Here is a 23,510-nt window from a genome sequence, read left to right as displayed (position 1 = left end):
TCGGATGTAGCCGGTCGATCGCGCGTGGAATGCGATTTCGGCGGGTTCGGGCGCTAACGTCGGCACGATGCAGACGGCGAAGCCGACGATCGACCCCGTGCGGTGGCGTCCACCGCCGGTGCAGGCGCTACCGGAGTTCGGCGCCGCGACGCTGACACTGGTCCCGGTTCCCGGCGGGGAGCCCGAGGACGTCGTCGTCGACGGGGACGGCAACCTGTGGGCCGGGGCTCTGGACGGCGGCATCGTGCGGCTGCGGCCCGACGGCAGCGCGCCGAAGGTGATCGCCAACACCGGCGGGCGCCCGCTCGGGTTGACGTTCGCGCGCGACGGCCGCCTGCTGGTGTGCGACAGCCCGCGCGGACTGCTGGCGCTCGACACCACGACCGGGCGGATCGAGACGCTCGTCGAGTCGATCGCCGGACGCCCGTTGATCTTCTGCTCCAACGTCACCGAAACCGCCGACGGCGCCGTGTATTTCACGGAGTCGACGACGGCGTTCACAGTGGGTGACTATCTCGGCGCGATCCTGGAGGCGCGGGGCCGGGGCGCGCTGCACCGCCTGGATCCCGACGGGACGGTGACGACGGTCGTCGACGGCCTGTACTTCGCGAACGGGGTGACGCCGACGGCCGACGGTTCGGCGCTGGTGTTCGCCGAGACGCAGGGCCGCCGGCTGTCGAAGTACTGGCTGACCGGCCCGCAGGCAGGCACCGTGACCCCGCTGGCGGTGAATCTGCCTGCGATGCCGGACAATCTGTCCACCGGCGCGGACGGCCGGATCTGGTGTGCGATGGTCACCCCGGCCAATCCGCTCGCCGACAGGCTCGCCGCAGGTCCGCCAGGAGTGCGGAAGCCCTGTGGCGGCTGCCTTCCCGGCTCCAGCCGAAGCCGAAGGCGGTGGTGTGGGTGGTGGCATTCGACCCGGACAGCGGCGCCGCGGTCGCGGGCATGCGCACCACCCATCCCCGGTTCAGCATGGTGACCGGCCTGGTCGAGTCCGGCGGACGGCTCTGGATGGGCAGCATCGGCTCTGCCCATCTCGGCTGGATCACCCTGCCGCGCTGAGGCCCACGGTCAGCTCCTGAGGAACTCCAGGAGGTCGGCGTTGATGACGTCGGCCTGCGTGGTCGGCATGCCGTGCGGAAAGTCCTTGTAGGTCTTCAATGTTCCGTTCTGGAGCAGCTGCGCCGACTTCGGGCCCGACGCCGCATACGGCACGATCTGGTCGTCCTCGCTGTGCATCACCAGCACCGGCACGGTGATCTTCTTGAGGTCTTCGGTGAAGTCGGTCTGGGAGAACGCGACGATGCCGTCGTAGTGGGAGTACGCGTCGCCCATCATCCCCTGACGCCACCAGTTCGCGATCACCGCCTCCTGAGGCTCGACCCCGGGACGGTTGAACCCGTAGAAGGGGCCCGCGGCCAGGGTGCGGTAGAACACCGACCGGTTGGCGGCCAACTGCGCCTGCAGGTCGTCGAAGGCCTCCTTGGGCGTGCCCTCAGGGTTGGCCTCGGTACGCACCATCAGCGGCGGAACCGCGCTGATCAGTGCCGCCTTGGCGACCCGGCTCTCGCCGTGCCGGGCGAGGTAGCGCACCACCTCGCCGCCGCCGGTGGAATGACCGACGTGGATCGCGTCGTGCAGGTCCAGATGAGCGGTGAGGTCGGCCAGATCGTCGGCGTAGTGGTCGAGGTCGTGCCCGTCGGGCGTCTGGGTGGACCGGCCGTGGCCCCTGCGGTCGTGGGCGATCACGCGGTAGCCCTGCTGCAGGAAGAACAGCATCTGGTTGTCCCAGTCGTCGGAGGACAGCGGCCAGCCGTGACTGAACACGATGGGCTGTCCGGATCCCCAGTCCTTGTAGAAGATGTCGGTGCCGTCGGCGGTGGTGTGGATGGTCACCGGCCCAATATGCCAGCTCAAGCCGCTTCCGGCCTCGCCACTGGCCACCATGGCGTCTTCCAGCTAGCCCCCAGGCCACCGATACTGCCGAAATTGCATTCCATGCGCCCGAAAGGCGACTTGACGCGCGTGGAATGCAATTTCGGCGGGCCCGACCGCCACCGGGGGTTTGAGAACTATGAGGTGGGTCACACTGAGTATGTCGGCCGTCGCCGTAATGGGCCGAAGGGCCGCGGACCGGAGCACGCCACCCCGCTGCGCCGGCCTTGAATAACCGACTCCGAGGCGGTGAACGTCGCCTCGACAATGGAGGACCCAATGAGCAATGTTCCCGCTCAGCGCACCCGCTCGCTGTTTCCCGACCTCGCCGAGTTCTTCTCCGGCTTGCCTGCGTGGAGCGGTGTGCGACCGCTGTTGGACACCAACTTGATGCGCCTGGAAGAAGAGGTGGGCGACGGAAAATACCAGGTGCGCGCCGAGATTCCCGGCGTGGATCCTGCCAAGGACATCGACATCTCGGTCAACGACGGGCGGCTGACCATCAAAGCCGAACGCACCGAGAAGAGCGAGCAGACCGGACGTTCGGAGTTCAGCTACGGATCGTTCACCCGAACCATCACACTTCCCAAGGGCGCGGATGAGGACGCTGTGAAGGCCAACTACGACAAGGGAATCCTTACCGTGACCGTACCCGTGGCCAAGGAAGAGCCCCGGGCCAAAAAGATCGAGATCGAATCGAAGTCGTCCTGACGTTCACGGGATCAGATGCAGCCGCCTGGCCTTGGAGACCGCTTCGTAGCGGGTGCGGGTCCCGAGCTTGGTGGCCGCGCTGCGCAGATAGCTCTTGACCGTCTCGGTCTTGAGCGAAAGACGTTGCGCTGCCTCGGCGTTGGTGCAACCGAGGGCGACCTGTGCCAGCACGTCGAGCTCGCGGCGGGTCAGCGGCGCCGCCGCGGTGGGCTCGTCGGCGGTACCGGACAGCTTGTCGGCCAGAATCCGCAACCGCTCCTGCAGTTCGGCCGCGCCTCACCGGCCAGGCTGCGCAGTTCGGCGTGCACGGCACGCACCTGTTCGGGGTCGACGCCGCCGTCACCAAGGCCGGCGGCCTGGCTGTCGCGCAGCCGCAACCGCCGGTCCACCTCGTCGCGGATGCGGAACTCCTCGCCGAGGTTGCGCGCCGACTCCATGACGAGATCGGTGACCCGCCCGCCGAACGGGGCGCCGCTGCGGTAGGCGCCGTAGAGCATCGCCCGCGCCCGGCCGTCCACCAGGACCGGCACCGCCAGCACCGACTGGATACCCTCCGACAGCACCGGGCCGTCGTAGTCGTGGGTGATGCCCGCGGCGTTGCGGTAGTCGGCCACCGACAGCGGCCGGGCGGCAACCATGCTGGCCCCGCCCAGCCCCGAGTTGGACCGCACCGCCAGTCCGCGCAGCCCGGCGGTCCGCACGCCGAGGTACTCGGTGATCACCAGGGTGTCGCCGTGCACCTCGCCGCCGAACATCACCGGGACCTCGCCGAGCAGCGCGACCCGCCGCAACTCGGCGCGCAGCGCGTCAGAGTCGCGCGGGCGCAGCAGCGGCGACGAGACGGACCGCGGCGAGACGGACATGGGGCCTCTACCCTCTTTCGGGGGTGGTGGGCGGACAACTGTGACCTAGATCCTATTAGGCATGGCGACCAACACCGATCTCTTCCGCAGCGCCCGCGACCACCTGGTCGACGTCATGGCCGACTACCGCAAAGCCGTGGACACCTTCGAGTGGCCGCCGATCAGCGGATCGTTCAACTGGGCCACCGACTGGTTCGACACGATCGCCCGCGGCAACGACACGCTCGCGCTGTGGATCGTCGAGGAGGACGGCAGCGAGCAGAAGGTGACGTTCGACGAGATGGCCCGCCGCTCCGACCAGGTCGCCGCCTGGTTGCACGGGCTCGGCGTGGGCGCAGGCGACCGGGTCATCCTGATGCTGGGCAACCAGGTCGAACTCTGGGAGTCGATGCTCGCGGTCGCCAAGCTGGGCGCGGTGATCATGCCCACGACCGGGGCCCTGGGCCCCGAGGACCTGGCCGACCGGATCGGCCGCGGCGGCGCGCGCTTCGTGATCGCCAATGCCGCCGACGCCGCCAAGTTCGCCGACGTGCCCGGCGAGTACGCGCGCATCGCCGTCGGTGAACGGGTCCCCGGCTGGCAGTCCTACGCCGACGCCGACACCGCGCCGGCGCGCCCGCACAACCCGCAGACCACCACCGACGACCCGCTGCTGGTCTATTTCACCTCCGGCACCACCAGTAAGCCCAAGCTCGTCGAGCACTCCCAGATCAGCTACCCCGTCGGGCACCTGACGACGATGACGTGGATCGGGGTACGCCCGGGCGACGTCCACCTGGCCATCAGCTCGCCGGGCTGGGCCAAGCACGCGTGGAGCTGCTTCTTCGCCCCGTGGATCGCCGAAGCCACGATCTTCGTCTTCAACTACCGCCGCTTCGAGGCCCCGGCGCTGCTGCACCAGATGCGCCGGGCCGGGGTCAACACGTTCTGCGCGCCGCCGACCGTATGGCGCATGCTCATCCAGGCCGACCTGGGCGAGCGGCCCGATGGGCTGCGCGAAGTGCTCGGGCCGGCGAACCGCTCAACCCCGAGGTGATCGCCGCCGTGGAACGGGCATGGGGGCTGACCATCCGCGACGGGTTCGGCCAGACCGAGACCACGCTGCAGATCGGCAACACCCCCGGCCAGCCGGTCAAGGCCGGCTCGATGGGCCGGCCGATGCCCGGTGTGCCCGTGGTGCTGGTGGATCCGCTGACCGGTGAGCTCGCCGACGAGGGAGAGATCTGCCTGGACCTGAGCCGGGCACCGCTGAACCTGATGACCGGTTACCTCGGTGACGACGACCGCAACACGCTGGTCATGCGCGACGGCTACTACCACACCGGCGACGTCGCGAGCCGCGACGCCGACGGTTACATCACCTACATCGGACGCACCGACGACGTGTTCAAGTCCTCCGACTACAAGGTGTCGCCGTTCGAGCTGGAGAGCGTGCTCATCGAGCACCCGGCGGTCGTCGAGGCCGCCGTGGTGCCGCAGCCCGACGACACCAGGTTGGCGGTGCCGAAGGCCTACGTCAGTCTGGCCGAGGGGTGGAATCCCGACTCCGACACCGCAAGAGCGATCCTGGAGTACTCCCGCGACCACCTCGCGCCGTACCTGAAGGTGCGCCGGGTGGAGTTCTTCGAGCTGCCCAAGACGATCTCGGGCAAGATCCGCCGGGTGGAGCTGCGCCGCCGCGAGGACGACGCACACCGGGCCGGACGCAGGATCGACACCGAGTACCGCTACGAGGACCTGGTGCAGTGATGAACGAGTCCTACGACGCCGGGCCGACCGACCTCCCGATCCTCGAGGAGACGATCGGCGCCAATTTCGAACGGATCGCCGCGACGCATCCCGATGTGGACGCGCTCGTCGACGTCGCCGGTGGCCGCGCTGGACCTACGCCGAGCTCGATCGTGAGATCGACACGGTGGCAAAGGGTCTGATGTCGCTGGGGATCGTCGTCGGCGACCGGGTCGGCATCTGGGCGCCGAACTGTCCCGAATGGACGATCGTGCAGTACGCGACGGCCAAGATCGGCGCGATCCTGGTCAACATCAACCCCGCCTACCGGACCCACGAGCTGCGTTACGTCCTGGACCAGTCCGGGGTCTCCACGCTGGTCTCGGCGACCGCGTTCAAGTCCTCGGACTACGTCGCGATGGTCGACGAGGTGCGCCCGGACATCACTGCGCTGCAGCGTGTTCTGTACATCGGCGGCCAGGACTGGGACGACCTGCGCGCCGGCGCCGAGTCGGTCGGGGACGCCGAGTTGCGCGACCGGTCGGCCGGCCTGTCCCACCGCGATCCCGTCAACATCCAATACACCTCGGGGACAACCGGTTTCCCGAAGGGCGCGACGCTGTCGCACCGCAACATCCTCAACAACGGCTTCTTCGTCACCGAACAGATCCGGCTGCGACCCGGGGACCGGCTGTGCATCCCGGTGCCGTTCTACCACTGCTTCGGGATGGTGATGGGCAACCTCGGCTGCACCACCCACGGCGCGACCATGGTGATCCCGGGCCCGTCGTTCGACCCGGCGCAGACGCTGCAGGCGATCGAATCCGAGAGCTGCACCGCGGTATACGGGGTGCCGACGATGTTCATCGCGATGCAGAACCACGCCGACTTCGCGGGACGGGATCTGTCGTCGCTGCGGACCGGCATCATGGCCGGGGCGGTGTGCCCGGTCGAGGTGATGAAGCACTGCGTCGAGGACATGCACATGTCGGAGATCTCGATCGCCTACGGCATGACCGAGACGTCGCCGGTGTCATGTCAGACGCTGATCGACGACGACCTGGAACGCCGGACGTCCTCGATCGGGCGGGCGCACCCTCACGTCGAGGTCAAGATCGTCGATCCGGAGACCGGCGAGGTCGTCGAGCGTGGCGCCCCCGGGGAGTTCTGCACGCGCGGCTACTCGGTGATGATCGGCTACTGGCGCGACGACGAGAAGACCGCCCAGGCCGTCGACGCCGACGGCTGGATGCACACCGGCGACCTCGCGGTCATGCGGCCTGACGGCTACTGCAACATCGTCGGGCGCATCAAGGATGTGGTGATCCGTGGCGGGGAGAACATCTACCCCCGGGAGATCGAGGAGTTCCTCTACACCCATCCCGACATCGAGGACGCCCAGGTGATCGGGGTGCCTGACGCTCGCTATGGCGAAGAGGTGTGCGCCTGGATCCGGATGCGCCCGGGCCGGCCCGCACTCGACGCGGACGCGGTGCGGGAGTTCGCCGCGGGCAAGATGGCCCACTACAAGATCCCGCGGTATGTCCACGTGGTCGACGAGTTCCCGATGACGGTGACGGGCAAGGTCCGCAAGGTCGAGATGCGCGAGGCCAGCTCCCGCATGTTCGCGGCTGCGCCCACGCAGACCCCTTAGACAGGGAAAAGGGGCGCCCCCACCACCAGGGACGCCCCCTCCCCGCGCAACTACACCCGCCGGAAAGGCGGTGCAGGCGTCGGTATTCGGGACTGGAAAGCGGGATGCCTGCGCATCGCTTCCTCACGTTCGCGCCAGCGACGTTGCGCCGCACGAAAAGACGGGTGGCTCTCAGCCGCACCACCGACGGCGTCTTCGTCGTCCTCAGCATTCGTCCACGTCCTCCCCGCGAAGTTCCTGGTCACCACAGCGTGCGGACCCCAGCTGAGCGTTACCGTCGGAGTTGACCGTGAACTGGCTGAGAATTACCGGCGCGCGGCCCCGCTAAACCTCGTCGGCACGCAGGTTCAGCAGGCTGATGTCCGGCGGCGCGCCGATCCGTACAGGTGGCCCCCAGAATCCGGCCCCGCGGGTGACGTAGAGCTGGGTGTCGCCGACCCGGGACAACCCGGCCAGGGCCGGCTGCGCCAGTGCGACGGCGTAGTGGAACGGCCACATCTGACCGCCGTGGGTGTGCCCCGACAGCTGCAGATCGACCCCGCGCTCGGATGCGCGGCCGACCTCGACCGGCTGGTGGGCCAACAGGATGGTCGGGTCCTTCCGGTTGACCCCGGTGAGCGCGAGGTCGAAATCCGGCGGGTCGGACTGCTGCGCGCCGGCGAGATCGTTGACCCCCGCCAGATCGAACCCGGCCGCCCCGCGCCGGATCCGGGTGTTCTCGTTGCGCAGCGGCTGCAGCCCGAGCCGTTCCAGCTCGCGGATCCACTCGGCGGTGTCGTCGACGAAGTACTCGTGGTTGCCGGTGACGAAGAAAGCGCCATCGCGGGCCTGCAGGTCCTGCAACGGCGCCGCGGCGGCGCCCAACTCGGCGACCGTGCCGTCGATGACGTCACCGACCACGGCGACCAGATCGGGTTCGGCCTCGTTGATGATCCGCACGATCCGTTCGGTGTGCGCGCGGCCCAGCAGCGGGCCGAGATGGATGTCGGAGACCACCGCGATGCGATAGCCGTCGAACGCCCGGTCCAGCCGCGGCAGCCGCACCGGAACCCGCAGCAGCTGTGGGGGGCCCAGCGCGGTCGCGGCGCCGGTGCCGACCAGGCCGACGGCCGCCGCGCCTGCGGCCACCGCCGACGCCCGCGCCAGGAACATCCGCCGGTCCACCGCCGGGGCCTCCTCCGGGAGCGGCTCAGACGCATGCGCAGGCTGGGTCTCCGGCCGGGACCGGGCGCGGGTCTGCCTGCGGCGCAGGATCCATCGCACCGGCTCCAGCACCAGCAGGGCCAGGAACAGGTAGAACAGCAGGCCGAACCAGAGATAGCCGGGCCAGGCCAGCCAGCCGGACTCCGCGACACCGAACACCCGCGGCACGACCAGCGCGACGATCAGCAGCAGCAACAACGCCACCACCAGTCCCGAGAGGAGCCACCGGAGCCGGCCCGGCCCGGTGGTGTCCTTGACCATCCGTTTCCACACGTAAAGGTGCATCAGCGCCAGAATCGAACCGAGAACGAGAATGAACATGCACACCTTTGCGGGGCTCGGAGGTTCCCACAGCCTAGTTTCGGCAGCCCCCGGCGCTACCCGCCCGAGTCACTCCTGAAACAACAACCTCACCTGTCACCGCGTGGCTCCCCGATCCCTCCCCCGGAATCGCCTAATCTGCGCAGACGATGGCGACCATACGGACAGTCCTGACGCGCGCATCGGCGCTGGTCAGCGTTGCGATGCTGACGCTGGCCCCGATCGCGGCGGCCCAGCCGCCACCCGAGGCCAACGTGTGTCCGTACCGCGAGACGACGCCGCCCGCGGTGGATGCGTCCGAGGTGCCCGCACCCGGCGATCCGACGCCAGGACCGATCCCGGTGCCGGCCAAACCGATGGGCGGGGACGCACTGTCCGGCTGCGGTGTCATCGCCGCGCCCGGCAGCCTCCCGGTCCCCGGCGACGTGTCCGCCGAGGCGTGGCTGGTCGCCGACCTCGACACCGGCGACGTCATCGCCGCCCGCGACCCGCACGGCCGGCACCGGCCCGCCAGCGTGATCAAGGTGCTGACCGCGATGCAGGCGATCAACGACCTGCCGCTGCACAAGGTCGTCCCCGGCACCGAGGAGGACGCCGCGCAGGAAGGCACCAAGGTCGGCGTCGGGCCGGGCGGCTTCTACTCCGTCAACGACCTGCTGCACGGCCTGCTCATGTACTCCGGCAACGACGCCGCGCACGCACTGGCCATGCAGATGGGCGGCATGGACGCCACGCTGACCAAACTCAACGCGCTGGCCGACAAGCTCGGCGCCAGGGACACCAGGGTCGCAACGCCGTCCGGGCTGGACGGCCCCGGCATGAGCACCTCGGCCTACGACATCGGCCTGTTCTACCGGTACGCCTGGAACAACCCGGTGTTCACCGACATCGTCGCCACCCGGTCGTCGAACTTCCCCGGCCGCGACGGTGCGGGCTACCCGATCGAGAACGACAACAAGCTGCTCGCCAACTACCCCGGCGCCCTCGGCGGCAAGACCGGTTTCACCGACGACGCCGGACAGACGTTCGTCGGCGCCGCCGCCCGCGACGGCCGCCGTCTGGTGGCGGTACTGCTGCGCGGCACCCGGCAGCCGATCGCGCCCTGGGAACAGGCGGCCCGGCTGCTCGACTACGGCTTCGCGTCCGCGCCCGGCACGAAGGTCGGCACGCTCATCGAACCCGACCCGTCACTCGGGGTGACGCTCCCCGACGCGGCCGCCGCAGGCACCACGACCACCGCCAACGCCGCGCTGCCCGACGTCGACGCGATGCCGGTGCGGATCGGGGTCGGGGTGATCGGCGCGGTGATCGTGTTCATGCTGATCATGGGTGCGCGGGCCCTCAACCGCAGGCCTGTCCGCTAAGGCTTGCGCCTGCGCGTGAGGCTCAACGCGCCGAGCGCACCCGCCGCCGCGGCGGCGCCTGCCTGCCACAGCGGCAAGCCCGGCCGGTCGATGATCCGGTTGTTGATCACCGCGGGCCCCGGCGCCGGGACGGGCTCCTCGGCCATGTTCTCGGGCATCGTCGCCGCCCACGCGGTGGCGAACAGGATCAGCCGGGACACGATGTAGGCGAACACCATCAAACCCAGCACCGGCCCGAACGTCGCGCCCGCGGGGCCGGTGACCACCGACTTCAGGTACACCGCGGCGAAAAACTTGAAGACCTCGAACGCCACCGCCGCGATCAACCCGGCGCGCACGCTGCTGCGGAAGCTGACGGATTCCCGCGGTAGCCGAAAGATCATGTAGGTGAACAGCATCCACGACACCAGCACCGCCACCGCGATCGAGGCGACCCGCAGCACCAGGCTCAGGCCCGGCGCGTCCTGGATGCCGAGTCGGTCCAACACGCCGACCATCACCGACGTGTTGCCCAGCGCGGTCAGCGCGAGCGTGACGAGGATCGCGGCGAACGTCGTCAGCAGCGCCAGCAGGTCCGACAGCTTGGTCTTGAGAAACCCCGGCAGCTCGTCGCGGTAGAGGCCCCACATCTGGCTGAGCGCCTCACGTAGATTGGCCATCCAGCCGAGCCCGGCCCACGCCGCGGTCGCCAACCCGATGATGCCGACCGTTCCGCGCGACTTGATCGCCGAGTCCATCAAATCGATCAACTGCGTGCCGAGGTCGCCGCTGACCGAACTGCGGATCCGTTGCTCGACCGTCGCGAACAGTTCGGGTTGATTGGCCAGCACGAAACCGGCGATGGAGAAGCCCAACATCAGAAGCGGGAACAGCGCGAAGATCGTGAAGTAGGTGATACCGGCGGCGTAGAAGTCGCCCTTGGAGTCTTTGTATCGGCCTTGGGCACGCATCACGTGGTCGAACCACGGCATCCGGGCCCGCCACCGGTCCAGCAGGCCGGGTTTGTCCTCGGTGTCAGCCGGTGCGGGCGGAGATGTCATGCGATCCGACCCCCTCCGAGTGATCGAGATTATCGAGCCGCCAAGAACCCTAACCGGTCATATACCCGCCGCAGCGTGTGTCCAGACACCTCGCGGGCGCGGGCGGCGCCGCTGGCCAGGATGCTCTCCAGCTCGGCCGGGTCGGCGAGCAACTCGTCGACCCGGTTCTTGATCGGGGTGACGAACTCCACGACCGCCTCGGCGGTCTCCTTCTTCAGGTCTCCGTAGCCGCGGCCGGCGTAGCCGTCGACGAGCTTGTCGATGTCGGCGCCGGTCACCGCCGACTGGATGGTCAGCAGATTGGACACCCCCGGCTTGGCCTCCCGGTCGAACCGGATCTCCCGTTCGCTGTCGGTGACGGCCGAGCGGATCTTCTTAGCGGTCTTGGCCGGATCGTCGAGCAGGCTGATCAGGCCGGCGTCGCTGTCGGCCGACTTGCTCATCTTCGCCGTCGGGTCCTGCAGGTCGTAGATCTTTGCGGTGGCCTTCGGGATCATCGCCTCGGGCACCACGAAGGTGTCGGGGAACCGGGCGTTGATCCGCTGGGCCAGATCGCGCGCCAGCTCCAGATGCTGGCGCTGATCCTCGCCGACGGGCACCAGCTGGGTGTCGTAGAGCAGCACGTCGGCGGCCATCAGCACCGGGTAGGTGAACAGCCCGACCGTGGTGGAATCGGCGCCCTGCTTCTGCGACTTGTCCTTGAACTGCGTCATCCGCGACGCCTGCCCGAAGCCGGTGAAACATCCGAGCACCCAGGCCAATTCGGAGTGGGTGGGGACGTGGCTCTGCACGAACACCGTTGCCCGGGCGGGATCGACACCGAGTGCGAGGTACTGGGCCGCGGTGGCCAGGGTGCGCCGACGCAACGTCTCCGGATCCTGCGTGACGGTGATCGCATGCAGGTCCACCACGCAGAAGTACGCGTCGTTGCCGTCCTGCAGGGCCACCCACTGACTGACCGCGCCCAGCGCGTTGCCCAGATGCAGGGAGTCAGACGTGGGTTGCGCGCCCGAGAAGACGACGGGCCTGGCTGGGTTGCTGGCGGTACTCATGATGACACCATCTTCGCACTGAGCGAATCGGGCGCGCTACGGCGCCATCAGGGTGCCTGGGCGCGCCGGATTCACGCGTAGGCGACCGTCACCGGGCAGTGATCGGACCACCGCAGCGCATAGGCGGCGGGCCGTTCGGTGGTGACCGACGCGACGCGCGCGGCCAGCCCCGGCGTAGCCAGGTGGTAGTCGATGCGCCAGCCCGCGTCGTTGTCGAACGCCTTGCCGCGCCACGACCACCACGCGTACGGGCCTGCGGTCTCGGGGTGCGCCTGCCGCACCACGTCCACCCAGCCGGACTCGAGTAGCCCGGTGAGCCACTGGCGTTCCTGCGGCAGGAACCCGGACTTCTTCAGATTGCCCTTCCAGTTCTTGATGTCGTTCTCGGTGTGGGCGATGTTCCAGTCCCCGCACAGCACGGCGTCCCGGCCGCCGGCCAGCAACACCGCCATCCGCTCGCCCACCGCGGCCATGAACCGTTCCTTCTCCAGCTGACGATCCGTTTCGGCCTCGCCGGTCGGGACGTACACACTGCCCACCGTGATCCCGGCGGTGTCGACCTCGATGTAGCGGCCGTGCGCAGCGAACTCCTCTGCCCCACAACCGATCCGAACAGCATTCAGAGGCGAACGGGACAGCACGGCCACCCCGTTGCGGCCCTTCACATGCGGGGCCGCCGACGCCAGGTGCCACCCGTCGGCCAGCGCCGGGGCCAGCGCGTCGGCGAGCTGATCGTCGTCGGCGCGGGTCTCCTGCAAGCACACCACGTCCGCCGTCGTCTCCTTGAACCACACGAGCAGGCCGAGGTTCTCCAGGGAGCGCTGTTTGACCGCCGCGCGGATGCCGTTGACGTTGATGGTGCTCACCGTGATGGGACGCGTCACGACGGCAGACCCTAGCCGAGCGCCCCGCCCGCATCCTTGCGGTACCGCCGGTCCCACCTTTATCGTCGGGCACATGGCACCGCGAGAGCCGATCCACGCCGGATCAGGAGAACCCGTCCTGCTGCTGCACCCGTTCCTGTGCTCGCAGAACGTGTGGCGCACGGTGGCCGGCCAACTCGCCGACACCGGCCGGTTCGAGGTGTACGCGCCCACGATGGTCGGCCATCACGGCGGCAACCCGTCCCCGTCCTGGCTGCTCGACACCCATGCCCTGGTCGAGGACGTGGAACGCCGGATGGACGAGCTCGGCTGGGAGACCGCGCACATCGTCGGCAACTCGCTGGGCGGGTGGGTCGCCTTCGAGCTGGAACGACGGGGTCGCGCCCGCACGCTCACCGCGATCGCCCCCGCAGGCGGCTGGCCGCACCACTCGGTGTCGAAGTACGAGACGGTGTTGAAGTTCATCCTCGGCGGGCCGGCGCTGATCGCCGCCCGACTGCTCGGGCCGCGGATCCTGAAACTGCCCGGCGTCCGCCGGCTGGCCACGCTGCCGGTCAGCGGACCCGCCGACGGCCCGTCCGAGGAGGACCTGCGACTACTGGTGCAGGACGCCACCCACTGCAGCGCCTACCTCCAGTTACTGGTCAAGACTCTGCGCCTGCCCGGGCTGCTGGAACTCGCCTCGCTGGGCGCCCCGACCCAGCTGGTGCTGTGCGAGAAGGACCGCGTGTTCCCGACGCCGCGCGGCAACCGGTACTTCCTGACCCACCTGCCCGACGACGCCAAAGTGGTGCGTCTCGACGGCGTCGGCCACATCCCGATGCTCGAGACCCCCGACGTGATCACCGAGCTGATCGCGACGTTCGTCGACGAACACCGCACACCGCGCACCGCCCTCGGCTAACGCCCTGGTCAGCGGGTCCGGTGGCACCGTCTGTCCCGCTTGAGATACAGTTCGTCTCGGTCATGAGTGCCAGCGTCAAGCCCCGGCTCGCTGGCCGGCAACCCTCCAACCGCGGTGGGGTGCCCCGGGAGACGACCAGGTTGAGTAGCCGAACACGGCTATAAGGCAAGCGCGGGTCCGCTGTCAATCGGGCCCCTGTTCCACAGAGGAGCACGACGATGTCCGATAACAGTCCGGTGTCCGACAACAGCGCCCATTGGTCGTTCGAGACCAAGCAGGTGCACGCGGGCCAGACGCCCGACACCGCCACCCATGCCAGGGCCCTGCCGATCTACCAGACCACCAGTTACACCTTCGACAGCACCGACCACGCGGCCGCGCTGTTCGGCCTGGCCGAACCCGGCAACATCTACACCCGCATCATGAACCCGACCCAGGACGTGGTCGAGCAGCGCATCGCGGCGCTGGAAGGTGGTGTGGCGGCACTGTTCCTGTCCTCCGGGCAGGCAGCCGAGACGCTCGCGATCCTCAACATCGCCAACAGCGGTGACCACATCGTCTCCAGCCCGCGGCTGTACGGCGGCACCTACAACCTGTTCCACTACACGCTGCCCAAGCTCGGCATCGAGGTGTCGTTCGTGGAGAACCCCGACGACCTGGAGTCCTGGCGGGCCGCCGCCCGGCCGAACACCAAGGCGTTCTTCGGCGAGACGATCTCCAACCCGAAAATAGACGTCCTCGACATCCCGGGCGTGGCCGGCGTCGCGCACGAGGTCGGTGTGCCGCTGATCGTCGACAACACCATCGCCACGCCGTACCTGATCCAGCCGCTGAGCCACGGCGCCGACATCGTGGTCCATTCGGCGACCAAGTACCTCGGCGGGCACGGCACGGCGATCGCCGGTGTGATCGTCGACGGCGGCACCTTCGACTGGACAAACGGCCGGTTCCCGGGCTTCACCAGCCCGGACCCCTCCTACCACGGTGTGGTGTTCGCCGAACTCGGCCCGCCCGCGTACGCCCTCAAGGCGCGCGTACAGCTGTTGCGTGACCTCGGTCCCGCCGCGGCGCCGTTCAACGCGTTCCTGGTCGCCCAGGGTCTCGAGACGCTGAGCCTGCGCATGGAGCGCCACGTCGCGAACGCCCAGCGGGTGGCCGAATTCCTCGAGGCCCACCCGGACGTGGTGTCGGTGAACTACGCCGGCCTTGCGTCGTCCCCGTGGCACGACCTCGGAAAGAAGCTGGCGCCCAAGGGAACCGGCGCGGTGCTCGCATTCGAGCTGGCCGGCGGGGTCGAGGCGGGCAAGGCGTTCGTCAACGCGCTGACCCTGCACAGCCACGTCGCCAACATCGGTGATGTGCGCTCGCTGGTGATCCATCCGGCGTCGACGACGCATCAGCAGCTGTCCGCCGACGAACAACTCGCCAGCGGAGTGACGCCGGGGCTGGTGCGGCTGGCCGTCGGTATCGAGGGCATCGACGACATCATCGCCGACCTGGAGCAGGGATTCGCGGCTGCCAAGCCGTTCAGCGTCGCCGCCGACGCCGACCCGAACACCTTGGCGTCGTTCTGATGACGATTGTGGACATCCTGACCGATCGCGTGGCGCTGCCCCCCGAAGGCCAGATCGGCATCGTCGACATCGGTCCGCTGACCCTGGAGAACGGCGAGGTCATCGACGACGTGTCGATCGCGGTGCAGCGCTGGGGTGAGCTCTCGCCCAACCGCGACAACGCCGTGGTCGTGCTGCACGCGCTGACCGGCGATTCGCACATCACCGGGCCCGCGGGCCCTGATCATCCGACGCCGGGCTGGTGGGACGGCGTGGCAGGCCCCGGCGCCCCGATCGACACCGACCGCTGGTGCGCGATCTCGACGAACGTGTTGGGCGGCTGCCGCGGATCGACCGGCCCCAGCTCGCCCGGCCCCGACGGAAAGCCCTGGGGCTCAAGGTTTCCGACGATCTCGGTGCGCGACCAGGTGGCCGCCGACGTGGCGGCCCTGGAACGGTTCGGGATCACCGAGGCCGCTGCGGTGATCGGCGGATCCATGGGCGGCGCAAGGGCTCTGGAGTGGATGGTGACCTATCCGCACAGCGTCCGCGCCGCACTGGTGCTGGCGGTCGGCGCGCGCGCGACCGCCGACCAGATCGGCACGCAGAGCACCCAGGTCGCCGCAATCAAGGCCGATCCCAACTGGTGCGGCGGCGACTACCACGACACCGGGCGCTTCCCCGCCGCCGCCTGGAGATCGCCCGGCGCTTCGCTCATCTGACGTACCGCGGCGAGACCGAACTAGACGAGCGCTTCGGAAACGACGCGCAGCTCGAAGAGGACCCGGCCACCGGCGGCCGTTACGCGGTGCAGAGCTACCTGGAATACCAGGGCCGAAAGTTGTTGGCGCGCTTTGATGCCGGCACCTACGTCGCGCTCACCGATGCGCTGTCCAGCCATGACGTCGGCCGCGGCCGCGGCGGGGTGGCGGCCGCACTGCAGAGTTGCCCGGTGCCCGCCGTCGTCGGCGGGATCACCACCGACCGGCTCTATCCGCTGCGGCTGCAGGCCGAGCTGGCCGAGCTGCTGCCCGGCTGTGACGGGCTCGACGTGGTGGAGTCCCAGTACGGTCACGACGGCTTCCTGGTCGAGACCGACGCGGTGGGCGAGCTGATCCGGCGCACGCTGGAGCTGGCGTCACGGTGAGTGGGTCCGCGGATCACCGTTCCCTGTCGTTCGGGGCGGAGGCGGCCGCCTACGAGCGGGGACGTCCGTCGTACCCGCCGGAGGCGATCGATTGGCTGCTGCCCGATGGCGCACGCGATGTGCTGGACCTCGGGGCCGGCACCGGCAAGCTGACCACCCGACTGGTCGAGCGGGATCTCGACGTGGTCGCCGTCGACCCCCTGCCGGAGATGCTGGAGCTGCTCAGCTCGTCGCTGCCCGACACCCCCGCCCTGCTCGGCACCGCCGAGGACATCCCGCTGCCCGACGACAGCGTCGACGCGGTGCTGGTCGCGCAGGCCTGGCACTGGTTCGACCCCGAACGCGCGGTCAAAGAGGTGGCCCGGGTGCTGCGGCCCGGCGGCCGTCTCGGCCTGGTCTGGAACAACCGTGACGAACGACTGGGCTGGGTCAAGGACCTCGGGGCGATCATCGGCCACGAGGTCGACCCGTTCACCCAGAGCGTCGACCTTCCTGCCCCGTTCACCGATGTGGCGCGGCACCAGGTCGAGTGGACGAGCTATCTGACGCCGCAGGCGCTGATCGACCTGGTGGCCTCGCGCAGCTACTGCATCACCTCGCCGGAGAAGGTGCGGGCCCGCACGCTGGACCGGGTCCGCGAGCTGTTGGCCACCCACCCGGCGCTGGCCAACAGTTCCGGACTGGCTCTGCCCTACGTCACGGTCTGCGTCCGCGCGACGCTGGGCTGAGCCCGGCACACTCGGCAGCCGTCAGATCGCTCGGCGGCCGCCGCCCCGCCGTTTTGCGGTGTTGTTCTCGTATCGAATTTCGACGGCGTCATTTGTTTTCGAATTCGCGCAATCGCAGGTCACGACAAGATCACGGACATACATTTCGGTGAAATTGTTTGACGAGTCAAACATCATCGCTGTCAGGCACACAGCGAATATTTACGAACTCGCTAGCCGGATCCCGAAGCCAATCCGCGATGCTCCGTGAACAGGCCCTGAACTGTATTGCACGCCCCCAGAGCCGGTGCTAGCGTGAGGTTCATCATGCTGCCGCGCACAGCTCGGTGCGATACCAGCTAATCAACTGACATTCACTGAATCACAGTCAGGTCTACGGGGGGTCCGAATGACTGAGCAACATATTGCGAACGGTTTCCAGCAGGGAAATGCATCCCCATCGCTGGGGGTTCGCGCTGTTGCCACCGAGCACGCCGGCCACCGAAGCAACCCGCGCAGCAAAGCCGCGTTCGGTGCCGACACGGCGCCGTCGGTCAGCCTGGTGATCCCGGTCAAGAACGAGGCCCGCAACATCGGTTGGGTGCTCGAGCGCATCGCCGACGACGTCGACGAGGTGATCCTCGTCGACGGGAAATCGACCGACGCCACTCTGATCACCGCCCAGCGCTGCAGGCCGGACGTCAAGGTCGTGGCCCAAGAGGGGGTCGGCAAGGGCAGCGCCCTGAGGACGGGATTCCTGGCCGCCTCCGGCGACATCATCGTGATGATGGACGCGGACGGCAGCATGACCCCGGACGAGATCACCCACTACGTCCACTTCCTGGCCAACGGCTACGACTTCGTCAAGGGCTCCCGCTTCATCCCGGGCGGCGGCTCGCTGGACATCACCCGGTTCCGCCGGCTGGGCAACCGGTTCCTGCTGGGGGTGTTCAACGCGCTGTACCGCGCCGACCTCACCGACCTCTGCTACGGATTCTGCGCCTTCCACCGCCGTTACCTGGACGTGCTGGCCCTGTCCGCGACCGGTTTCGAGATCGAGGCCGAGATGGTCGTGCACGCCATGCGCGCGGGTCTGCGGGTCGCCGAGGTACCGAGCCTCGAACTGCCGCGACGGGCGGGCAAGTCCAACCTGCACTCGGTGAGCGACGGCATCCGGGTGCTGCGGACCGTGCTGCGCGGGCACCACGCGGGCCTCAGCGGCCACGTCGTCCAATCGGTCCGCAGGCGGGTGCACGCCGGCGATCGCATCGGGACAACTGCGTGAGCCACGGGCGCGCCGGGGGGCGCAGGCCCGTAGCTCTGATCGTCGGTCCGGGGGACCGATTCCTGTCCGGTGTCAGCTATTACACGGCGCTGCTGACCGACGCACTGGCCGAACGTGGGCCCGTGGCCGCGCTGCTGCTGCGCAGATTGTGCCCCCGCGTGCTCTACCCCGGCCGCGCCCGGGTCGGCAGCACCGACGGGATGCTGCCGCTGCCAAAGGTTTCGGTGTTCAACGGCCTGGACTGGTTCTGGGGACCGTCGGCCGTCGGCGCCTGGCGGTTCTGGCGCCGGACCCAACCCACCGTGGTGATCCTGCAGTGGTGGACCGCCACCGTGCTGCACAGCTACCTGGTCATCGCATGGCTGGCCAAACGCGCCGGGGCACGCCTGGTGATCGAGTTCCACGAGACGCAGGACATCGGCGAAGCCGGACTGCCGCTGGTCGGCCGGTACACCCGCGCCGGGATGAACCTGCTGCTGGAGCGCGCCGACGCGATCGTCGTCCACTCGGACTTCGACCGCCGTGAACTCACCGCGGCCTACCCGCGGCTGGCCCAGCTGCCGGTCGAGGTCATCCTGCACGGCCCCTATCCGCAGCACGCCGAGCAGCGGGAGATCGACTCTCGCGCCGAATCCGTTGCACCGCAACCTGTCCGCGTGCTCATCTTCGGCGTGGTGCGCCCGTACAAGGGCCACGCCGACCTGGCCGACGCGGTCCGGCTGCTCGTCGAGTCCGGAGTGGACATCCACCTCAGCGTGGTCGGTGAGGTGTGGCAGGGCTACCGGCAGCCGCTGGACGAACTCAGGTCGCTCCTGCCCGCCGACCGGCTCACCGTCGTGGACCGCTACGTCGCCGACCACGAAGTCCCCGGATTCTTCGCCACGGCAGACCTTGTCGTGCTCCCCTATCGCCGGTCCTCGGCGTCGGGGCCGTTGCACATCGCGATGAGCTGCGGCCTGCCCGTGGTGACCACATCGGTCGGCGGACTGGTCGAGGCCACCGAGGGATACTCCGGCGCCGTGCTGGTGCCACCCGGCGACCCCGACGCACTCGCCGACGGCATCCGCATCGCGTTGCCGCTGGTGGGCAGGGCCCATGCCGACCCGCACTCGTGGCGGCGCACCGCCGAGCGGTACGAAGCCCTGCTGAACCGGGTGCACGCCGACTGGGGGCACTCGGCGCCGGTCCTGCGGAGCAGCCTGCCGGCATGAAACACCAAGACTGTCAAAGATTGTCGCACTCAGGGCGGGAGCACAGATGTTGAAGAGCAGGGACCGGGCCGAACGCCCCGTAGAACTGATGGCCGGCGAGGACGAATCCCGGGTACCGCACAACCTGGGACGTCTGCGCCGCTACGTCAGGTCCCAGGTGCTGCAGACCGAGGAGGAGTGGGTCACCCGCGGCGCGGTGCTCAGCCAGAGCCTCGCCGGCCTGGTCGACGAGTTCAGCCCCATCGGCGCCACCGAGGGCATCGAAATCGGCTGCCAGCGAGGCGCATTGACCGATCAGATGGGCCAGCTCACCCGCGTGCCGAAGTGGACGGGCATCGACCCGACCCTGCCCGGGGAGCTCACCACCTCCCACGGCTGCGTCCTGTACCCGGCGCGGGCCAGCCGACTGGACTTCCCCGGCGAGCGGTTCGACGTCGCGCTGTTCGCCAACGTCTTCGAACACATCCCGCCCGACGACCGCGATCCGAGCCTGCGCGAGATCTTCCGGGTCCTCAAGCCCGGCGGCGTGGTCGTCGGCCAGATCCCCAATCCCTACTTCCTCATCGAATCGCACAGCCGGCTGCCGCTGATGGGATATCTGCCGACCTCGCTGCAGCACCGCTACTGGAAACTGTCACCCGTGCACTGGGAACACGACTTCTACGTCGTCACCATGAAGCACATCCGGCTGTCCGCCGCCCGCGCGGGATTCGACGTCACCCACGTGCAGAACTTCAACTATCCGCCCGAGGTGATCCCGCAGAAGGTGCGATGGGTCGCCCGGGCTCTGGAGCGGCCGATGCGCCGCCTGCCGTGGTCCTGGCAGTTCATCCTGCGCCGTCCGAGCTGACCGCTCAGCTGGTGCCCAGCGGGTCGATCGTCCACGCGATGTAGAACATCGCGGCGCTGACCGACGCGGTGGTCAGCACGTCGACGGTGCGGCTGCGCACCGCGAGCAGCCCACAGCGATCGTCGGGCAACCCGAGCCGCAGGCCCGCCGCGGCAGCGACGCCGACCGCCATCACCAACGCGCCGCGCCGCCAGAAACCCGCTGCCACCAACACGAACGCCGCGGCCAGCAGCAGCCCCACCACCAGGATGGGCCACTGCCCGGCGAACACCTTGCGCGCGAGTTCCTTGACGGTCACGTGGCGGCTTCGGCCCGTTCGACGACGTTGGTCAGCAGGAACGCCCGGGTCAACGGGCCCACCCCGCCGGGATTGGGCGACACGTGCCCGGCCACCTCCCACACGTCCGGGTGCACGTCGCCGACCAACTTGCCCGCGTCGTCTCGGCTGACCCCGACGTCGACGACCGCCGCGCCGGGCCGCACCATCTCGGCCGTCACCATGTGCGGCACCCCGGCCGCGGCGACGATGATGTCAGCCTCGCGGGTGATCTGGGGCAGGTGGCGGGTTGCGGTGTGACACAGCGTGACCGTCGCGTTCTCCGAGCGGCGGGTGAGCAGCAGCCCCAACGGACGGCCGACCGTGACGCCGCGGCCGATCACCACGACATGCGCGCCCGCGATCTCGACCTGGTAGCGCCGCAGCAGATGCACGATGCCGCGCGGGGTGCACGGCAGCGCCGCAGGCTCGTTGAGCACCAACCGGCCCAGGTTCATCGGGTGCAGGCCGTCGGCGTCCTTGGCCGGGTCGACACGTTCCAGTGCGGCGTTCTCGTTGAGATGCTTGGGCAGCGGCAACTGCACGATGTAGCCGGTGCACTCGGGGTTGGCGTTGAGTTCGTCGAGGGTGTCGAGCAGCGTCTGCTGACTGATGTCGGCGGGCAGGTCGCGCCGGATCGAGTTGATGCCCACCTTGGCGCAGTCCGCATGCTTGCCGCGCACGTAGGCCTGGGAGCCGGGATCGTCGCCGACCAGCACGGTGCCGAGGCCGGGTGTCCGGCCGGCCGCGGTCAGCGCCGCGACGCGCTCCTTGAGGTCGACGAAGATCTCGTCGCGCGTGGCCTTGCCGTCCAAAGTGATTGCACCCACGGGTTCATTCTGACAGGCAGTGTTGCGACCCACCGAGGGCGTGGCATGCTCCAGACATGACAGTCGCCCACGATGTGTTCAGTCCGGCCAAACTCGGACCGCTCACGCTGCGCAACCGCATCATCAAGGCTGCGACGTTCGAGGCCGCGACCCCGGACGCGCTGGTCACCGAGGACCTGATCACCTACCACCGGCTGCCCGCCGCCGGCGGGGTCGGCATGACCACCGTCGCCTATTGCGCCGTCGCGCCCGGCGGGCGGACCGACGGCTGGCAGCTGTGGATGCGGCCCGAAGCAGTTCCCGGGCTGCGCCGGCTCACCGACGCGGTGCACGCCGAGGGCGCCATGATCAGCGCGCAGATCGGCCACGCCGGACCGGTGGCCAACGCGCGCACCAACAAGGCGCCGGCGTTGGCGCCGGTGCGGTTCTTCAATCCGCTGTCGATGCGGTTCGCCAAGAAGGCCACCCGCGAGGACATCCTCGAGGTGACCGAGGCGCACGCCAACGCCGCCCGGCTGGCCATCGACTCCGGCTTCGACGCGGTCGAGATCCACCTCGGCCACAACTACCTCGCCAGTTCGTTCCTGTCGCCGCTGATCAACCGGCGCACCGACGAGTTCGGCGGCTCGCTGGAGAACCGCGCCAAGGTCGCCCGCGGCGTGGTGCTGGCCGTCAAGCGTGCCGTCGGTGACCAGATCGCGGTGACCGCGAAGCTGAACATGTCCGACGGGGTGCGCGGCGGCATCCCGCTCGAGGAATCGCTGCAGACCGCCAAGTGGCTCGAAGAGGACGGCGGCCTCGACGCACTGGAACTGACCGCCGGGAGTTCACTGCTGAACCCGATGTACCTGTTCCGCGGCGGCGCCCCGATCAAGGAATTCGCCCGGAACTTCAAACCTCCGCTGTCGTGGGGCATGCGGATGACCGGCAAGAAGTTCATGCGCGAGTACCCGTACCACGAGGCGTACCTGATGCGGGACGCCAAGAAGTTCCGTGACGAGTTGACGCTGCCGCTGATCCTGCTCGGCGGGATCACCAACCGCGAGACCATGGACCGCGCGATGGCCGAGGGCTTCGACTTCGTGGCGATGGGGCGGGCACTGCTGGCCGAACCGGATCTGCTCAACCGGATCCAGGCCGACAGCAGCGTGCAGTCGATCTGCGACCACTGCAATCTGTGCATGCCGACGATCTACAGCCACACCTACTGCGTGCGCACCGGCTCCCCGGGAACGCAGAAGCCGGTCAGCTCGGGGCGATGAGCGCCCGGGCGCAGTCCTCGACGATCGCGTCGGCGATCGCCGGGATGCCCTGACGCGCCCGCAGATGACGCCGCACGATCGCGGCGGGCACATCCATGATCGCGGCGTTGACCCGTGCCGCGTCGTCGGGCACGTCGGCCAGTGCCTTACGCAGCTTGCGCTGCAAGCGTTTCCGTCGGCCCATGACCGGCTCCGGCCACTCGGCCATGTCGAGGGCGGCGGGCCCGGCCAGCATGACCTGCGCCTCGACCGGATTGTCGCGGCACCACTGCAGGATCTGCAGTGCGCCGGTCACACAGCGGTGCTGGGCGTCCCCGTCGACCGTCAGCGCCTCGATCAGCTGCTCCTGGAAGCGCTCCTCGGTGCGCACCCACAGCTCGCCGCACAGCGCCGCGCGCGTCGGGAATCGGTGGTACACCGACCCGCTCGGCGCTCCCGTGGTACGCGCGACCGCCGACATCGTCACCGCCGCAGGGCCCTGCGCGCTCAGCAGCTCAGCGGCGGCGTCGAGCAGGATATCGACGGTGTATCTGGCGGGCCGCGGCATTGCTCCACCCTAAAATAGCGATCCATCTCTGAAATACCGGTCGAACCCGTTGCGGGTCCGGAAAGCGTTGCCCGTCGTTCGCAGCGGGACGCTGTTGCCGGTCCAGGCCGAGGCGTTGTTCGCCTCGCCCACAGCCGATT

The 23,510-nt window shown here is 68.9% G+C and carries 17 protein-coding genes, 5 pseudogenes and 1 riboswitch; of the genes and pseudogenes, 13 read left to right on the top strand and 9 right to left on the bottom strand.

All coding sequences use genetic code 11. The annotated features are described in order from the left end of the window. Window positions 1-67 precede the first annotated feature (67 nt). Window positions 68-1,065: pseudogene (locus C6A87_RS06465) on the top strand (SMP-30/gluconolactonase/LRE family protein). A gap of 9 nt (window positions 1,066-1,074) precedes the next feature. Here C6A87_RS06465 and C6A87_RS06460 read toward each other — a convergent pair. Then, window positions 1,075-1,899 (bottom strand): alpha/beta fold hydrolase, encoded by an 825-nt coding sequence (locus C6A87_RS06460; RefSeq protein ID WP_311116496.1) that lies wholly within the window; start codon window positions 1,897-1,899, stop codon window positions 1,075-1,077. Window positions 1,900-2,217: 318 nt separating this feature from the next. Here C6A87_RS06460 and C6A87_RS06455 point away from each other — a divergent pair, with 318 nt between their 5' ends. Further along, window positions 2,218-2,649 carry an Hsp20/alpha crystallin family protein gene (locus C6A87_RS06455; RefSeq protein ID WP_311116495.1) on the top strand — a complete coding sequence of 144 codons (432 nt, stop codon included), beginning with the start codon at window positions 2,218-2,220 and terminating at the stop codon, window positions 2,647-2,649. A gap of 3 nt (window positions 2,650-2,652) precedes the next feature. On the opposite strand, the pseudogene C6A87_RS06450 reads toward C6A87_RS06455, so the two are convergent. Further along, window positions 2,653-3,512: pseudogene (locus C6A87_RS06450) on the bottom strand (LuxR C-terminal-related transcriptional regulator). A gap of 61 nt (window positions 3,513-3,573) precedes the next feature. Between C6A87_RS06450 and C6A87_RS06445 the strand changes: the two are divergent. Further along, window positions 3,574-5,261: pseudogene (locus C6A87_RS06445) on the top strand (AMP-binding protein). After that, window positions 5,261-6,894 (top strand): annotated as a pseudogene (locus C6A87_RS06440) (AMP-binding protein). Before C6A87_RS06445 ends, C6A87_RS06440 begins: the two co-directional pseudogenes overlap by 1 nt. Before the next feature lie 324 nt (window positions 6,895-7,218). Here C6A87_RS06440 and C6A87_RS06435 read toward each other — a convergent pair. After that, window positions 7,219-8,418, bottom strand: a complete 1,200-nt coding sequence (locus tag C6A87_RS06435) for a metallophosphoesterase (protein WP_311116494.1) — start codon at window positions 8,416-8,418, stop codon at window positions 7,219-7,221. Window positions 8,419-8,567: 149 nt separating this feature from the next. Between C6A87_RS06435 and C6A87_RS06430 the strand changes: the two genes are divergently transcribed. Beyond that, window positions 8,568-9,782 (top strand): D-alanyl-D-alanine carboxypeptidase family protein, encoded by a 1,215-nt coding sequence (locus C6A87_RS06430; protein ID WP_311116493.1) that lies wholly within the window; start codon window positions 8,568-8,570, stop codon window positions 9,780-9,782. Here the strand turns inward: C6A87_RS06430 and yhjD are convergent. The 3 genes from yhjD to C6A87_RS06415 form a co-directional block, all read right to left on the bottom strand. Beyond that, window positions 9,779-10,822: an inner membrane protein YhjD gene (gene yhjD, locus C6A87_RS06425; RefSeq protein WP_311116492.1), complete on the bottom strand. Its 1,044-nt coding sequence runs from the start codon at window positions 10,820-10,822 to the stop codon at window positions 9,779-9,781. The genes C6A87_RS06430 and yhjD overlap by 4 nt on opposite strands. A gap of 29 nt (window positions 10,823-10,851) precedes the next feature. Beyond that, the gene (trpS, locus tag C6A87_RS06420) at window positions 10,852-11,874 is read right to left on the bottom strand and encodes a tryptophan--tRNA ligase (protein ID WP_311116491.1); all 1,023 of its coding nucleotides are present in this window, start codon (window positions 11,872-11,874) and stop codon (window positions 10,852-10,854) included. A 71-nt stretch (window positions 11,875-11,945) separates the two neighbouring features. Further along, window positions 11,946-12,746, bottom strand: a complete 801-nt coding sequence (locus C6A87_RS06415) for an exodeoxyribonuclease III (RefSeq protein WP_311117830.1) — start codon at window positions 12,744-12,746, stop codon at window positions 11,946-11,948. An 85-nt stretch (window positions 12,747-12,831) separates the two neighbouring features. Between C6A87_RS06415 and C6A87_RS06410 the strand changes: the two genes are divergently transcribed. The 7 genes and pseudogenes from C6A87_RS06410 to C6A87_RS06380 all read left to right on the top strand — a co-directional run bounded on the left by C6A87_RS06410 (window position 12,832) and on the right by C6A87_RS06380 (window position 20,415). Then, window positions 12,832-13,662 (top strand): alpha/beta fold hydrolase, encoded by an 831-nt coding sequence (locus C6A87_RS06410; RefSeq protein ID WP_311116490.1) that lies wholly within the window; start codon window positions 12,832-12,834, stop codon window positions 13,660-13,662. Between the two features lie 58 nt (window positions 13,663-13,720). Then, window positions 13,721-13,840: riboswitch (SAM riboswitch) on the top strand. A 40-nt stretch (window positions 13,841-13,880) separates the two neighbouring features. Further along, entirely contained in the window at window positions 13,881-15,236 is a 1,356-nt protein-coding gene (locus C6A87_RS06405; RefSeq protein WP_311116489.1) for a bifunctional o-acetylhomoserine/o-acetylserine sulfhydrylase, read from the top strand. Further along, window positions 15,236-16,362 (top strand): annotated as a pseudogene (locus C6A87_RS06400) (homoserine O-acetyltransferase). Before C6A87_RS06405 ends, C6A87_RS06400 begins: the two are co-directional and overlap by 1 nt. Further along, the gene (locus C6A87_RS06395; RefSeq protein WP_311116488.1) at window positions 16,359-17,090 is read left to right on the top strand and encodes a class I SAM-dependent methyltransferase; all 732 of its coding nucleotides are present in this window, start codon (window positions 16,359-16,361) and stop codon (window positions 17,088-17,090) included. The pseudogene C6A87_RS06400 and the gene C6A87_RS06395 overlap by 4 nt, the downstream one beginning before the upstream one ends. 388 nt (window positions 17,091-17,478) lie before the next feature. After that, window positions 17,479-18,354, top strand: coding sequence for a glycosyltransferase family 2 protein (locus C6A87_RS06390; protein ID WP_311116487.1), 876 nt, complete (start codon window positions 17,479-17,481; stop codon window positions 18,352-18,354). After that, window positions 18,351-19,565 (top strand): glycosyltransferase family 4 protein, encoded by a 1,215-nt coding sequence (locus C6A87_RS06385; RefSeq protein WP_311116486.1) that lies wholly within the window; start codon window positions 18,351-18,353, stop codon window positions 19,563-19,565. The genes C6A87_RS06390 and C6A87_RS06385 overlap by 4 nt, the downstream gene beginning before the upstream one ends. Window positions 19,566-19,611: 46 nt before the next feature. Then, window positions 19,612-20,415, top strand: a complete 804-nt coding sequence (locus C6A87_RS06380) for a methyltransferase domain-containing protein (protein ID WP_311116485.1) — start codon at window positions 19,612-19,614, stop codon at window positions 20,413-20,415. Window positions 20,416-20,419: 4 nt separating this feature from the next. On the opposite strand, the gene C6A87_RS06375 is transcribed toward C6A87_RS06380, so the two are convergent. Beyond that, on the bottom strand, window positions 20,420-20,713 hold the full coding sequence (locus tag C6A87_RS06375) for a DUF3017 domain-containing protein (RefSeq protein ID WP_311116484.1): 294 nt from the start codon (window positions 20,711-20,713) through the stop codon (window positions 20,420-20,422). Next, complete coding sequence (locus C6A87_RS06370; protein WP_311116483.1) at window positions 20,710-21,561, bottom strand: bifunctional methylenetetrahydrofolate dehydrogenase/methenyltetrahydrofolate cyclohydrolase; 852 nt, start codon at window positions 21,559-21,561, stop codon at window positions 20,710-20,712. The genes C6A87_RS06375 and C6A87_RS06370 overlap by 4 nt, the downstream gene beginning before the upstream one ends. Window positions 21,562-21,617: 56 nt before the next feature. Between C6A87_RS06370 and C6A87_RS06365 the strand changes: the two genes are divergently transcribed. Further along, window positions 21,618-22,823, top strand: coding sequence for an NADH:flavin oxidoreductase (locus C6A87_RS06365; RefSeq protein ID WP_311116482.1), 1,206 nt, complete (start codon window positions 21,618-21,620; stop codon window positions 22,821-22,823). Here C6A87_RS06365 and C6A87_RS06360 read toward each other — a convergent pair. Then, window positions 22,807-23,370, bottom strand: coding sequence for a helix-turn-helix domain-containing protein (locus C6A87_RS06360; protein WP_311116481.1), 564 nt, complete (start codon window positions 23,368-23,370; stop codon window positions 22,807-22,809). The genes C6A87_RS06365 and C6A87_RS06360 overlap by 17 nt on opposite strands. Window positions 23,371-23,510: the final 140 nt, after the last annotated feature.

It is taken from the genome of Mycobacterium sp. ITM-2016-00317 (assembly GCF_002968295.1).
GTDB lineage: Bacteria > Actinomycetota > Actinomycetes > Mycobacteriales > Mycobacteriaceae > Mycobacterium.
Note: the sequence above shows the minus strand (reverse complement) of the source record. Positions and strands in the feature narration are given on the sequence as shown.